The organism is Streptomyces sp. NPDC059373, assembly GCF_042751495.1.
Classification (GTDB): Bacteria; Actinomycetota; Actinomycetes; order Streptomycetales; family Streptomycetaceae; genus Actinacidiphila.
Genome location: NZ_JBHYXC010000010.1, coordinates 64,947 through 79,312, shown reverse-complemented (window position 1 = coordinate 79,312; position 14,366 = coordinate 64,947). Strand labels below are relative to the sequence as shown.

Annotated in this window: 9 protein-coding genes; 6 read left to right on the top strand and 3 right to left on the bottom strand. The window is 69.1% G+C overall.

What is annotated here, in order from left to right; all coding sequences use genetic code 11:
- Positions 1–104: 104 nt before the first annotated feature.
- Positions 105–773, bottom strand: a complete 669-nt coding sequence (locus tag ACFXJ5_RS16815; RefSeq protein WP_384631144.1) for a Tat pathway signal sequence domain protein — start codon at positions 771–773, stop codon at positions 105–107.
- A 369-nt stretch (positions 774–1,142) separates the two neighbouring features.
- Here ACFXJ5_RS16815 and ACFXJ5_RS16810 point away from each other — a divergent pair, with 369 nt between their 5' ends.
- The 3 genes from ACFXJ5_RS16810 (at position 1,143) to ACFXJ5_RS16800 (ending at position 3,217) form a co-directional block, all read left to right on the top strand.
- A complete protein-coding gene (locus ACFXJ5_RS16810) occupies positions 1,143–1,991 on the top strand; it encodes a TetR/AcrR family transcriptional regulator (protein ID WP_384631143.1) in 849 nt (282 codons plus the stop codon).
- 169 nt (positions 1,992–2,160) lie between these two features.
- A complete protein-coding gene (locus tag ACFXJ5_RS16805) occupies positions 2,161–2,808 on the top strand; it encodes a DUF6230 family protein (protein ID WP_384631142.1) in 648 nt (215 codons plus the stop codon).
- Complete coding sequence (locus ACFXJ5_RS16800; RefSeq protein WP_384631141.1) at positions 2,798–3,217, top strand: DUF6114 domain-containing protein; 420 nt, start codon at positions 2,798–2,800, stop codon at positions 3,215–3,217. The genes ACFXJ5_RS16805 and ACFXJ5_RS16800 overlap by 11 nt, the downstream gene beginning before the upstream one ends.
- Here the strand turns inward: ACFXJ5_RS16800 and ACFXJ5_RS16795 are convergent.
- On the bottom strand, positions 3,201–5,153 hold the full coding sequence (locus ACFXJ5_RS16795) for a hypothetical protein (RefSeq protein WP_384631140.1): 1,953 nt from the start codon (positions 5,151–5,153) through the stop codon (positions 3,201–3,203). The two genes, ACFXJ5_RS16800 and ACFXJ5_RS16795, sit on opposite strands and share 17 nt — an antisense overlap.
- A 130-nt stretch (positions 5,154–5,283) precedes the next feature.
- Between ACFXJ5_RS16795 and ACFXJ5_RS16790 the strand changes: the two genes are divergently transcribed.
- Positions 5,284–5,808: a GNAT family N-acetyltransferase gene (locus ACFXJ5_RS16790; protein WP_384631139.1), complete on the top strand. Its 525-nt coding sequence runs from the start codon at positions 5,284–5,286 to the stop codon at positions 5,806–5,808.
- 66 nt (positions 5,809–5,874) lie between these two features.
- A complete protein-coding gene (locus ACFXJ5_RS16785) occupies positions 5,875–6,066 on the top strand; it encodes a hypothetical protein (RefSeq protein ID WP_384631138.1) in 192 nt (63 codons plus the stop codon).
- Positions 6,067–6,144: 78 nt separating this feature from the next.
- Here ACFXJ5_RS16785 and pulA read toward each other — a convergent pair whose 3' ends face one another.
- A complete protein-coding gene (gene pulA / locus ACFXJ5_RS16780) occupies positions 6,145–11,532 on the bottom strand; it encodes a pullulanase-type alpha-1,6-glucosidase (protein WP_384631262.1) in 5,388 nt (1,795 codons plus the stop codon).
- A 439-nt stretch (positions 11,533–11,971) separates the two neighbouring features.
- Between pulA and ACFXJ5_RS16775 the strand changes: the two genes are divergently transcribed.
- Positions 11,972–14,152: a carbohydrate-binding module family 20 domain-containing protein gene (locus ACFXJ5_RS16775; protein WP_384631137.1), complete on the top strand. Its 2,181-nt coding sequence runs from the start codon at positions 11,972–11,974 to the stop codon at positions 14,150–14,152.
- Positions 14,153–14,366: the final 214 nt, after the last annotated feature.

The window sequence follows — 14,366 nt, the reverse complement described above, 5'->3', positions numbered from 1 at the left end:
TCACCACCGGCGTCCAGGTGCCGGACCGCCGCCCGGAAGGGAACCCGTCGGTAACAACGGATCCGGGCGGCGGTTTGTCATCGTGGGACAGACCTCAGCTCATGTCAGTTGACGAAGACCGAGGGGCTGCCGGTCTGGGTGGTGTCGGTGACCGGCGCGTACTTCGCGGTGAAGTAGCCGGTGCTGAAGCAGAGCGAGGAGCCGGAGGTCTTGGTGAAGGCCTGGTTGGTGAAGGTGATGCTGTTGTCGGTGTTGCCGGCGGTGCCGCTGAGGCTGCTGGCCTGGTAGACGCAGGTGATCGTGCCGAGCAGGGTCTTGAGGACGACGGTGGTCTGGATGGGCGCCGCGGAGCCGGCCGGGGTCACGGTGACCACGCCGTCGGAGGTCACGGTGGTGACGTAGGGGAGGTTGTTGACGGTGACGCCGCCGACGCTGGTGACTCCGAGGACGTTGCTGGTGCAGTCGGCGAAGGTGTGGGCGGTGACGGACTCGGTGGCGGTGCCGGAGGAGGCCGGGTTGTCGGTCACCCCGGCGGTGAACTGGGACGTGGAGCAGATGACGCCGCTGGTCCCGGTGGAGCTGGAGTAGAGGGTGGCGGTGGTGCCGCTTGCCAGGGGGGCGGTCAGGACGTCGCCCACCGCCACGGCCGTGCCGCCCGCACTGCCGGTGGTGAGTACGGTCGTGTCCTGGGCCGCCGCCGAGGCGGGGAGGACGGGCAGCAGCGAGAGCGCCGCGACAGAGGTGGCTATGGCGAACGCGGTTCGGTTGCGCATGCGGGTTGCCTCTTTCGGGAGTGGGGGGTGAGGAGGCGTACGCGGGGGTGGGCGCCGCCGCCGGCCCGTGGCGCCTTCTCCTAACGCGACGGACCGGCAGCGGCATATTTCCGGGCAGCGCGCCACGCGCCTACGCGGTCGTGACGCGGGGGATGGCGCGGGCGGGGGGAAGGGGGGCAGCCGGCCCGGAAAACTTCATGTGCACGCACTCCTCAGGGGGGAGGGGTGCCGGGAGGATGACGTGCGGAACGTCCGATGGAACGGTGTGACGTGGTTTCGGTCCGGCGCCACGGACTCGTAAGAAACCTGTGAAGGTTGTAAACCTGATAGGTATTCAGCGTCAAGGACTCGGAAGGAAGTTCGAGTAAAATGAGCGTCGTTCTTCCCGGCACCAGGACCGGCCGCGACCCAGAGCGCTCCATCAGGCGAGGACCGCGCCGCCTGCCGGCCGAGGTGGTGGCCGCGACCCAGCGCGACCGACTGCTGGACGGGATCGTCCGCACGGTTGCCCAGTCCGGCTACACCAAGGCCCGGATCAGCGATATCTGCCAGGCGGCCGGGGTCACCAGGCCGGTCTTCTACGAGCAGTTCGAGGGCAAGGAGGACGCTTTCCTCGCCGCCCACCGGCACGGCACCACCCTGGTCGTGGCCTCGATGGAGGCGGCCTTCGACGCGGCACCGGACTGGCCGGCCGGCATCCGGAACGCTCTGGGCACCCTGCTCGGCATCCTGGCCGAGGCGCCCGCCTTCGCCACGATGGCCGTGGTCGAGATCGACGCGGTCGGCGCGGCAGGCCGGGCGCAGCGCGAGAGGCTGCTCGAGGGTTTCCGGCGGTTCTTCGCGACGGCCGAGCGGCAGTCGGCAGCACCGGGGGCCGGGACACCGAGGGCCGGGGCACCGGGGGCGGGGGCACCGGCTGCCGTATCGCTGACCGAGCTGGTCGACGCCGTCGTGGGCGGGGTCCACGCCAGCATCTACCGGCGGATCGCCGCAGGCCGGACCGCCGAACTGCCCGAACTGCTGCCCTCGCTGCACTACTTCGTACTGGCGCCCTTCCTGGGTCCGGCCGAGGCGGCCGCGTGGCTGGCCGAGCCGGGGCCCGTGGCGCTGGCGGCCTCGCCACCGTGTCTGGTCGGCACGCAGCGCGATCACGTAACCAACACATCATCAACATCCGTTTCGCACAAGCCACTTGACCCGACTACTACCCAGGGGTAGCTTCGCCACCGGCTACAGCGACGTGCCGCGGGAAAGCCCTTGCACTCCGCCGGGAAGTCCACGGGACGAGGTACGCCGCTGCGGTTCGACCCGCTGTCCGCGCCAGGACAACGTGCCACTGAATCATGCGTGATTTCGTTCCGCGTTCACCACGTTCCTGGGAGCTGTCATGAGCACGACCCCCGATTCCGTCGAAGTCGACGACTCCGCCCCACCGCCCTCGCCCAGACGCGGGCGGGTCCGGCTGCGCCGGGCCGCCGTGATGGCCGTACCGGCCGGTCTGCTCGGCGCGACCCTGATGGTCCTGACCGCGCAGGGCGTACTCGCCGCCCAGTTCGCCATCTCCGGCATGCCGTTCACGGTCACCGCGGACAAGCTGGAGGGCACCGGCTTCGAGCAGTTCGGCGGCCTCGACAACATGGCCGACAACAGCCCGAACGCCGGTGACACCGGCGGCCAGGTCCTGATCATCACGTCCGCCATCAAGAAGGCCACCCTGACCAACCTCTGCCAGAGCGTCGACCTCGGCGGCACCAACCTGCTCATCCGGGCCGGCCGCGGCAGCGATCCGGTCAGCGCGAGCGATCTGACCACGGACTCCACCATCGTCCAGGGCGACGCGTCGTTCACCAACATCGAGATCGGCAACGACGCCAGCACCCTCGACAAGGCGGGCGTCAAGGGCCCGATCGGGGTCTTCAGCCAGCAGTCCGACACGGTCACCATCAACAACCTGCGGCAGACCAACTACGCCACCACAGCGGCGTCGTTCAAGCTGCCCGGCCTCCACCTCAGCTTCAGCAGTGATGGCTGCTGACCGAGACCGGGAGCCGAGCCGGTTCGCCGCGTGGCGCGGAAGCCGTCCCTTCTGGGGTGGCGTCCTGGCCACCCTCGGCGGCGGCGAGATCCTGCTGACCCAGCACATGCCGATGAGCATCGCGCTGCACATCGGCATGCTGGGCCTGGCCGGTTTCCTGCTGCCCGCCCTGCTGATCGTGTGCGGCCTGCTGATCCTCTTCAACCCGGCCCAGCGGCTCTTCTACTCCATCGTCGGCTGCCTGCTCGCCCTCGGCACCTGGATCACGTCCAACCTCGGCGGCTTCGTCATCGGCCTGCTGCTCGGCCTCGTCGGCTGCTGCATGGCCTTCGGCTGGCTGCCCGACCAGGAGCCGAGGCGGCGCCGCATCTTCCGGCGGCGCCGCCCGCGTACTACCGCAGTGTCGTGAGTGGGTCGCCCGAGTCGAGCACGCCGGTCAGCTCGGCCCGGGCGCCCTGCTTCGCGGGCACCGCCATCGTGCTGCCCGTCGCTGTCCCGCTCACCCCGTCCGTGGCCCTGATCCGCGCCACGTCGGGGCTCCCGGCCGCCAGCAGGTACCAGTGCCCGGCGGTCGACTTCCACAGCACGCCCGCCAGGACGTGGGGTACGTAACCGCTGCACGCCCCGGTGTCCGAGCTGCTCTGCCCGACCGGTGCCGCCGGGCTGGTCGCGGACGACGCCGGGGGCAGGAACAGGGCCAGGGCCCGGCCGCCGCCCCGCCAGGTGTCGGACCGCGTGCACACCCAGGCGGCGGTGCCGTTGGACTCGGGCAGCTGCTGGTCCGCGTACTCCCAGTTGTTGACGCTGCGTACGCCCTGGCCGGCCAGGCTGCCGAGGTGGCAGGCCGTACGCGCCCAACTCGCCAGCGCGTTGCGGCCGGTTGCCTCGGTCGGGCCGGCCGATCCGCTCGCCTGGTAGGTGAGGTGGACCGGGACCAGGTCCCCGAGGTCGGTCAGCAGGAAGGGCCGGCTGTCGCCGAGCCTTGCCGCGGCCTTCAGCTGGAGCACCGGCCACGAACTGCCGCACGCCCCGTCCGTGCTGTCCGCCCCTGGCATCCGCACCGGGTCCGTCACCCCGTCCGCCGACCGGTGCAGCCCCTGCGATGCCCGGCCGGGGCCCAGCAGGTCACGGGTCCGTGCCTCGCTCACCCAAGGGGCGGTCAGGAAGCGCGTGTTGCCGTCCGCCCGCCCGACCACCACGGCCGCCGTCGTCACATCCGCGCCGTCCACCCGGGCGAAGTCCAGCGCCGCCGCGCCGTCGCCGCCGTGGGGCTCGGCGTACCGTACGATCCGCATCCCGTCGTACATCACCACGACGGCGGCCTGGTCCACATCCCCCGCGTACAGCAGCTGCGGCTCCTGCGACGGCACGCCCTTCGAGGTCCCCTGCGTCGCCGACACCTGCACGCGCTTGCCCGGGCTCGCCCACACCGCCAACGCCCTGCGCAGCAGCGCCTCGTCCTTGGTGCGGCCGCCGCGCGCCGGCCAGGCCGTGAAGTCCACCCGCCCGGTGTCCTTCCAGGCCGCGGCCTTGGCCCGCACCAGCTTTCCCGGGTCCCGGTAGCTTCCGCCGTACGTCCCTGACGGGGAGCCTCCGGCCGCGTACGGCGCCGGCGCCCCGCCCAGCATCCCGACCAGCACGCCGGTGATCGCCACCGCGCCCGCCACGATCAGTCCCGCCTTCACATGCTGCCGCCTCCGCAGCAGATCCGTCGGCCTCGCCTGCACGGTGCAGGGATCGAACTCCCCACCGTCCAGCAGCCCTTCGGCCACGCCCTCGGCCGCCCGCACCGCCGCCCGGGCATCCCGCACCCCCAGCGCCGCCAGCAGTCCCCGGACCTCCCGGCCGTCCAGGTCCTCCAGCTCCCGCAGTACGTAAGCCGCCCGCCCCGCCGCGTCCAGCCCGGCCAACGTACGGTCCAGGGCCGACTCGTCCGTCCCGCCCGCCTTCGGATGCAACCGCAGGCCCCACACATACGGCGGCCTGGCCCACGCCACCGCCGGCCCCGCATACCGCCGCCAGCCCGCCCGGCCCTCGAACCGCAGGGCCCCGCGCAGCACTTCCTGCCGCACCAGCGCATACGCCGGGTCCGTCGTCCCGCGCGGCCCCGGCACATCCGCCGCACCCTCGCCCGCCGCCCGCCGCGCCCGGGGCAGCGCCCCCTGCACCAGCGTGTGCGCGGTCAGCACGCGCCGGTGCCGCCCCAAGGACGCGGGCAACGTCAGATAGGCCAGCCGCACCACATGCGGATAGCTCTCGACCAGAGCTGCTTCTGCCTCTTCGACGTCCACCTCGGCGGGCGCACCCTGCGCCGGGCGGACGGCTGTCGCCTGCTTCGACTCCACGTTCAGGGAAACGAGTGATTCCTGGGATGGTCACCCCGGACCGCCTTATTCGATGGAACGTACGATCCCCGCCGTGGTACCACTTCGTGGTTCGCAAGACGATCACACAGCGCGCGAGGAGACGGTGAGCATGGCAGTCGGCGAGCTGGTGAAACTCCGGGCGATGGGCCCCGCGGACGCCGAGGCACTGTGGCGCTGGAACCACGACCCCGAGGTCATGCGCTGGATGGACAACACATACGCCCAGACCGTCGAGCAGGTCCGCAACCGGCTGGCCGAACGCCCCCGCAACACCTACCGCGACCTTCTCCTCGGCATCGAGGCGCTCACCGACGGCACCCTCATCGGCCTCGTCACACTGCACGACGCAGACCCGGAGACGGGCATCGCGACCCTCGACATCTACCTGGGCGAGAAGGACTACTGGGGCGGCGGCTACGCCACCGACGCGATGCGGACGATCTGCCGCTACGGCTTCGAGGACATGCGCCTCCACAAGGTGACCCTGACCGTCGTCACCGAGAACCACGCCGCCCGCAGGGTCTACGACAAGGTCGGCTTCGTCGAGGAGGGCCGCCTCCGTCAGGTCTTCCGCCGCGACGGAAAGTGGTACGACATGTTCACGATGGGACTGCTGGCGGACGAGCTCCGCTGACGCCCCCCGTGTACGCATGCCTCTGCGACGACCCGGTCGGCGGCGCCGCGCGGGACGGGGCGGGCGATGCTGGGCGAGGCGGAACGGCGGATCGCGGAGGCGGGGCGGGCGTACTGCCGGCTGGACTGCGTGTCGACGAATCCACGGCTGCGGGCGTACTACGAGGGCGAGGGGTATGTGGTGGTGGGCGAGCAGCCGTCCAAGGACGGGGGGCTGGGCGGTAAGTACGCGGTGACGCTGCTGGAGAAGAAGCTGTAGAGGACGGCGGACGGCCCGCCCGGGGAGCTCGGAGCTCTCCGGGCGGGCCGCGTTCGTGGGGCGGAGAAGACGGGGCGGTTACTTCTGGGCGAAGACCGCCACCGTTCGGGCTGGGACCGTGAAGGTGCCGGTGGTGGAGTCGTACGAGGACTTCTTGACAGTGGCGTCGGAGCCGTTGGCCTGGACAGGGTGGAGGGCGTAGGTCTTGCCGGCCAGGGTGGTGACCTGCTGGTCCTGGCTTTGCGGGGTGGCGTTGAAGACGACGAGGAGCTTGCCGAGCTTCATGGTGATGACGCCGGGCGTCTCGTCCTTACCCGAAAGCGGGAAGGAGAGCTGGTCCTGGACCGCGGAGGTGGTGGTGAGGCCGAACGCGGACTCCGTGGAACGGATCTTGAGGAGGTCCTGGTAGGCCGCCGTGGCCCAGTCGATCTGCGAACAGGCCGCCTTGAGCGAGCTGATGCCCAGCAGGGGCTTGGCGTATGGCCACTTGGACGCGTTGTCCGTCGCCTGGGGCAGACCGCGGCCGAAGCCGTTGCCGGTGGAGCAGTCCCAGTGGATGGCGTTGAACCAGTCGCCGGAGTCGTACGAGTTGCGGTCGAGGGACTTGGAGCGCAGGAGGTCGGATCCGGCCTGGTACAGCGCCGGTCCCTGCGACAGCGCGGCCGTCGCCTCGGCCAGCACCTGCATACGGGCGCGGTCGTCCGCCGAGGTGCCGGAGGGGAGCTTGTAGGCGAGGGCGTCGTAGAGGGTCTCGTTGTCGTGGGCGTCGACGTAGGCCACCGAATCGCCGGGGGCGTCCGCGTAGCCGGCTCCTGTGCCGTTGTAGTCGACCTCGGAGCCCTTGACTTCCTTGCCGTCGGAGTCGGTGAAGGTGAAGTTCTTCAGGTTGCCGGTCAGTCCGACCTTGATGAGGTCCTGGTAGTGGAGGAGGCGGGTCTTCTGCTCGGCCTCGGTGCCGTTGGCCGTCGAGGTGTTGGGGTCGGTGTAGAGGCCGGAGGCGAAGCCCTGGACGCCGGGGTCGGAGTCGAAGGGGCTGCCGCCGCGCACCGCGTCGCGCGCCCGGTCGGAGAAGGTGGCGATGCCGGTGCCGGCCATGTTCTTCTGGGTGGCCTGGACGAAGCGGGCGTCGTCGGCGACCTCGCCGAAGTTCCAGCCCTCGCCGTACATGATGATCTTCTTGCCGTCGACACCGTCCTTGCTGAGCGTCAGCGCGCCCAGCGCCTTGCGCACGGCGAGGATGTTGGCCTTGGGCTGGTGGCCCATGAGGTCGAAGCGGAAGCCGTCGACCTTGTACTCCTTGGCCCAGGTGACGACCGAGTCGACGACCAGCTTGCCCATCATCGCGTTTTCGGTCGCCGTGTTGCTGCAGCACGTGGAGTTGGCCACCGAGCCGTCGGCCAGCAGCCGCTGGTAGTACCCGGGCACGATCTGGTCGAGGACGGAGTTGTCGTCCTCACCCGAGGCGGCGGTGTGGTTGTAGACCACGTCCATGACGACCCGCAGACCTGCCGTGTTGAGGCTCTGCACCATCCTGCGGAACTCGACGGTGCGCTTCGTCCCGTCGGGGTCGGTGGAGTAGGAGCCTTCCGGCACGGTGTAGTGCAGCGGGTCGTAGCCCCAGTTGTACGCGTCCTTGGCAGCGACCGCGCTGACGCATTCCTGCTGCTTGTCGGAGTCGGCGGCGTACGAGGAGAGGTCGCAGTCCGGCACCGCCTGGTCCGCCGTGTTCTCCGCGACCGTCGCGAAGTCGAAGGCCGGGAGGAGGTGGACGTAGCTGACGCCCGACTTGGCGAGCGCCTTGAGGTGCTTCATGCCCGCCGAGTCGGTGTCGGTGAAGGCGGTGTACTTGCCGCGGTCCGCCGCCGGGACGGTGGTGTCCTCGGAGGAGAAGTCGCGGATGTGGAGTTCCTGGATCTGGGCGTTGTTGAGGGAGACGGCCTTGGGTTTGGTGAGGCTCGTCCAGCCGCTGGGGGCGAGGGACTTGGCGTCCAGATCGACGACGAGGCTGCGCTTGGAGTCGGTGGTGAGGGCAACCGAGTAGGGGTCGGTGACCGTGTTGGTGACGACCTTCTGGGTGCTGGGCGCCCACACCTTGACGACGTACCGGTAGGGCTTGCCGGTCCAGGACTTGCTGCCGGTGACGCTCCAGACGCCGCTGCCGGCGTCGCGCTTCATGGCGACCGTCGTGCCGTCCAGGTCCAGGGCGACGGACTGGGCGGTGGGTGCCCAGACGGAGAGCGTCGGCGTGCCGTTCCTGAAGACCGGGCCGAGTGAGGCGTTGCCGGCCTTGGCGGCGTAGATGTCGTCCAGCACGCCTTGCGTCTGGACGCCGGTGGCGGCGAGCAGGGCGCCGTTGGCGAGCCGCTGGGTGGCGATGATCTGGCTGGTCAGGGCGTTGCCGATCCGGTCGCGGTCGCGCTGGTCGACGGTGAAGGCGGCGTAGTCCTTGAGCTGCGGGAACCGTTCCTTCTGGGCGTCGGTGAGGCCGCCGGAGACCGGCTGGAGGCGCAGCCAGTGGCCCTCGCTCGACAGGGCGCCGTCCTTCACTGTGATGCCGCCGTCGGGAGCGTAGACGAGCTGGTAGCTCGCGGCGGCCGTGGTGCTGGTGTCCCAGGCGACGGTGTTCCGGTCGATCCACTGGGCCTTCGAGGCGGAGAGGTCGAGGTCGGCGGAGGAGCCGGCGGTGGACGGCAGCAGGTATTTCTGGGTTCCGTTCAGGAGCCACACCTCGTGACCGTACGTCGAGAGGTCCAGGGACTGGTCGGCGTCGAGATCCTTGGTGTCGCCCTTGTGGATGATGTAGCTGAGCGATGTCGCCCCGTCGGTGAGGGGTACCTCGAAAACCGCGCCATAGGCGTCGGTCCTCACCGGTGCCAGGGGGCTGGACCAGTCGGTGGGGGTGGCGGCGCCGGTCCAGACGTGCAGGCCCCAGCCGCTGTAGTCGCCGTCGGCGCGGTGGTAGTGGATGACCGCCTTTGTGGTGTCCTGGGCCGGGTAGGCGCCGTCGGGGGCCTTCGTCAGGACGTCCGCGTTGCCTTGTGAGACCCAGACCTCGCCGGTCTGGCTGACGTCGATGGTGCGGTCGGCGGAGACGTCCTTGTTGCCGTCCTTGTCGATGACCAGGAAGCCGACGCTGCTCGCGCCCGCCTTGAGCTTGACGTAGGCGAAGGCGCCGTACGCGTCGCGGCCGATGAAGTTGTGGCCCTCGGGCCAGGTGGTGGACTCGCCGTCGGCGATGTCGCCCCAGGCGTAGAGCCGCCAGTCGGTGTAGTCGCCGTCGGTGCGCTTGTAGTGGACGATCGCGTAGTCCCGCTGGGTGGCGGTCGGGGTCGCCGCCGCGGGCGGGGTGCCGCTGGTCGTCTGCGCGAGGGCGCTTGCCGTATGGCCGCCGGTGTCTACGACAACGGCCTTGTAGCGGACGGCCGTTCCGGGTGCGACGTCGTCGCCGATGGTCTGCGTCACCTGGTACGGGGCGTGGTCGGCGGAGCCGAGGACCTGCCAGTCGCCGTTACCGACCTGGGCGGCGAAGACGACGCGGCTCAGCGCCTGGGCGTCGATGTCGGCGGAGACGGTGACGGTGCCGGTGGCGCCCGCGTCGGGGGCGGTGAGGGTGATGGCGGGGGTTCCGGTCGCGTCGGCAAGGCGCTTCGTCGCTTTGTAGACCACGGCGGACATGGCCGGGACGTCGACGGTGATCTTCTTGTCGGCGCCTGAGGTGACGTCGTCCGAGCCGCCGTAGATCTCCTTGAAGCCCACTCCGGACGAGTACGTGGACAGGTCCACGCTCTTGGCGGTCGTCGCGTTGTTGACGGCGACGACGTACTCCACGCCGTCCGAGGCGAGAGTGCGGGAGAAGGCGTAGACGCCGGCCCCGTCGGCCGCGTAGCGCTCGACCTGGACGCCGTCGGTGAGGGCCGGGTTCTGCTTGCGCAGCTTGGCGAGGGCGGCGATGGAACGGTAGAGCGTCGCGCTCGTGTCGTACGCGTCGGAGGCGGCGGTGCGGTCGGTGCCGAGCTCGTCGTCGTCGAGGTAGTCGGCGACCTTCGACCCGAACATCGTCTGGCGGGCGTCCTTGTCGCCGCCGGAGCCGGTAAAGCCCTGCTCGTCGCCGTAGTAGACGACGGGGTTGCCCCGGCTGAGGAACATCAGCTCGTTGGCGAGCTTGTCCTTCTTGACCAGCTCGGCGTCGGTGGCGCCGGGGTTGTCGGTCTTGAGGAAGTACCCGATGCGGCCCATGTCGTGGTTGCCGAGGAAGGTGACCTGCTCATAGGCGTTGGACGTGCCCGACGTGTACTTGTAGTCGTCGGCGAAGACCGAGGAGAGCTTGGCCGCCGATGCACCCTGTGAGACGTATTCGCGGGCGGCTTCCTGGAACGGGAAGTCGAGGGTCGCGTCGAGCTTGCCCTGGGTGACGTAGGGCGAGGTGACGGACGTGTCGGCGGAGTACACCTCGCCGAACTGGAAGAAGTTCTTGCGGCCGTGCTGGGCCGCGTACGCGTCGAGGGCGGTGGCCCACTGGGTCCAGAAGGCCATGTCGACGTTCTTGACGGTGTCGATCCGGAAGCCGTCGATGTCGAAGTCCTTGACCCACTTCTCGTAGATCTTCTCCATGCCCTTGACGACCTCGGGGCGCTCGGTCCACAGGTCGTCGAGGCCGGAGAAGTCGCCCTGGTCGGCGCTCTCGCCGGCGAAGGTGGAGTTGCCCCGGTTGTGGTACATGGTCGGGTCGTTGAGCCAGGACGGGACCTTGCTCTGCGAGGTCACCGTCGGGGTGTACGGGAAGGAGCCGGTGTCCACGGCGGGGAAGGTCTTCGTCCCGTCGGCGTAGTCCGAGTCGTTGAAGGGCACGCCGTCCTTGGTCAGGTACGGGAAGGCGCCCTTGGAGAGGTAGCCGTAGGACTGCTGCTCGTAGTCCACGACGTCGGCGGTGTGGTTGGTGATGACGTCGAAGAAGACCTTCATGCCCTTGTCGTGGGCCTTGGAGATCAGGTTCTTCAGGTCGGCGTTGGTGCCGAAGTGCGGGTCGACCTGGGTGAAGTCGGTGATCCAGTAGCCGTGGTAGCCGGCCGAGGCGTTGTCACCTGTGCCCTGGACGGCCTTGTTCTTGAAGATCGGCGCCATCCATATGGAGGTGGTGCCGAGGCCCTTGATGTAGTCGAGCCGCTTGGTCAGGCCCTTGAGGTCGCCGCCCTGGTAGAAGCCCTTGTCGGTGGGGTCGTAGCCGGTGGTGAGCCGGGTGCCGGTGAGGCCGCCCTTGTCGTTGGACGTGTCGCCGTTGGCGAAACGGTCCGGCATGACGAAGTAGAACTGCTCGCGGGTCAGGTCGTTGCGGGCGGCGGCCTGCGCGACCAGCGTGCGGTCGGACGGCGGGGCCTGCGGGGTGGCCGCGCGGGCGGCGACGGGCTGTATGAAGGCGGCGGCGAGTGCCGCCAGGGCGACGGCTACGGTGTTGCGTCTGCTGCGCACGCGCCGGGCGCGCGCAGCGAACACAGACAGCCAGGACTGCTGGGCCACGGGGCGATCTCCTTGCGGAATCCGTGTGCGGACGGTTGTGCCGCTGGCGATCCCCCTCTGAACCGCCAGTGACGCTCGCGCCCGGTACCCACGCGCATGAGCCGGGTGCCATCCGGCGTCGGTGCCGGACTTGAGCCGGACGGTATCGCTTACGCGGGCCTTACAGCAAGATGTCGCAAGGATTTCCAGGAATCGGCTCGCCGCACCGGGTTCGGGGACAGGTGCGCCGGGCTGCGAAGACGCCCGCAGGCACCCTCAACCACTGCGCAAGCGCTTGCAATTCACAGCAAGAACTTTCAACCAAGCTATTGACGTGCATCGTTCACGGTCGCACGCTCACTGTCGCGTTCAACGCACTCCATTGGACCAACCCCAGGAGAGCCGCACTGCCATGAGCCGCACACTCGAAACCCCGACGCCACCACCACGCAGCCGCATACGGACCCGGCTCTCCGCCGGGGCCCTCGCCCTCGCCGCCGCCCTCGCCCTCGGCGGCGTCGCCGCACTGCCGGCCACCCAGGCGCACGCCGCCACCGACACCGGCGTGGCCAACGGCGACGTCATCGCCAACCTCTGGGAATGGAACTGGGACTCGGTCGCCTCCGAGTGCACCAACGTCCTCGACCCGGCCGGTTACGGCGCCGTCCAGGTCGCCCCGCCCGCCGAGTCCCTCAAGCAGTCCAACTACTACTGGTGGGACGTCTACCAGCCGTACTCGTACAACCTCAACAGCCGCTTCGGGACGGCGACCCAGTTCGCGAACATGGTCACCACCTGCCACAACGCGGGCATCAAGGTCTACGTCGACGCGGTGATCAACCACACCGCCGCCCAGACCGGCACCGGCTACAACGGCACCACCATCACCACGAAGTACGACACCCCGGACTGGGACTACGCCGACTACCACCACTCGGAGTGCACCTCGTCCGACGGCACCATCCTGGACTACTCCAACCTCTCCCAGGTCCAGAACTGCGAGCTGCTCGGCCTGCCCGACCTGAAGACCGAGAACACCAATGTCCGCCAGGGCATCGCGGGCTACCTGAACAAGATGACCGCGCTGGGCGTCGACGGCTACCGCATCGACGCCGCCAAGCACATCCCGACCACCGACCTCGCCGCCATCGAGGGGTACCTGAACAACACCACCTCGGGCAGCGCGCCGTACGTCTTCCAGGAGGTCTACCCGGGCACCACACCCACGGCCGCCTCCTACGAAGGAACAGGCGACGTCCTGGACTTCGTCTACGCCAACAAGCTCAAGGCGCAGTTCCAGGGCAGCATCTCCAACCTGGAGACCTTCGGCTCGACCTGGGGCTTCGTGGACGAGGGCTCCTCGGCGACCTTCGTCACCAACCACGACACCGACCGCAACGGCTACACGCTGACCCTGCAGGGCGGAGACCAGACCACCCTGGCCAACATCTACGAACTGGCCCGCAGTTACGGCACCTCCCCCTCGATCTACGCCAGCTGGAACTGGACCACCAGCGACCAGGCCCCGCCGAACTCCAGCGGCTTCGTCACCAACACCGACTGCTCCAGCGGCTGGACCTGCCTGGACCGCAACACCGCCGTCAAGGGCATGGTGGAGTGGCACAACGCCGTCGGCTCGGCCTCGTACACCAACTTCCAGGCCAAGGCGAGCAATGTCATCGGCTTCAGTCGGGGCACCACCGGCTTCATCGCCATGAACAACACCTCCAGCTCGGCCACCTACACCTACGCGACCAACCTGGCCGACGGCACCTACTGCAACGTCATCACCGACTGCGCGGACAAGGTCACCGTCTCCAGCGGCTCGGCGACCATCACCGTCCCCGCCATGAGCGCGGTGGCGATCCACACCGGCACCTACACCTCGCCGTCATCGTCGGCCACGGCAACGCCCACCGCCACCGCCACCGCCACCAGCACCCCGACGGCCACCGCCACCGCGACAGCCACCACCACGGCCACGGCCACGTCGACCAGCTCGACCGTCACCGCGACCTTCAACGAGTACGCGTCCACCGACACCGGCACCAACGTCTACGTGGTCGGCTCGAACTCCGCACTGGGCAACTGGGACACCAGTAGCGCCATCCAGCTCTCGTCAGGCGGCTATCCGATCTGGACCAAGGCCGTCTCGGTGCCGGCGAGCAGCAGCTTCGAGTACAAGTACATCAAGAAGGACTCCTCCGGAAACGTCACCTGGGAGTCCAACGCCAACAGATCGGCCACCACCGGCACTTCGGCGGTGACCCTCAACAACAGCTGGAACGTGGCCGGCGCCTCCGCCACCGACGTGACCTTCAACGAGACGGCGACGACCATCTCCGGGACCAATGTCTACGTCGTGGGCTCCATCGCCTCGCTCGGCAGTTGGGACACCGACGACGCGATCCCGCTGTCCTCGACGAACTACCCGACCTGGAGCAAGCTCGCGATCGTGCCGCAGAGCACGTCCTTCACGTACAAGTACATCAAGAAGGACGCGAACGGGAACGTGACCTGGGAGTCCGGGGACAATCGCTCGTACACCACGGGCACGTCGTCGGGCTACACGACCAGCGACACCTGGAAGTAAAGAGATCCTTGCAGGATCTTGCAGAAAGTTTCTAACCGAGGGCTTTCGCAAGGGCTTGCATCGCTGTTACGTTCCTCTCCAGCCCGGTCCGATCGGCCGGGGGTCCGCGCGGAGTACGGGGGTTCACCGCGCAGGTCCCACGCGCCCGGCCGATCGGCCCGGTCCCCAGGACCGGGGCAGGACCCGGGGTCGACATCACCACCCCGCCGCCCCA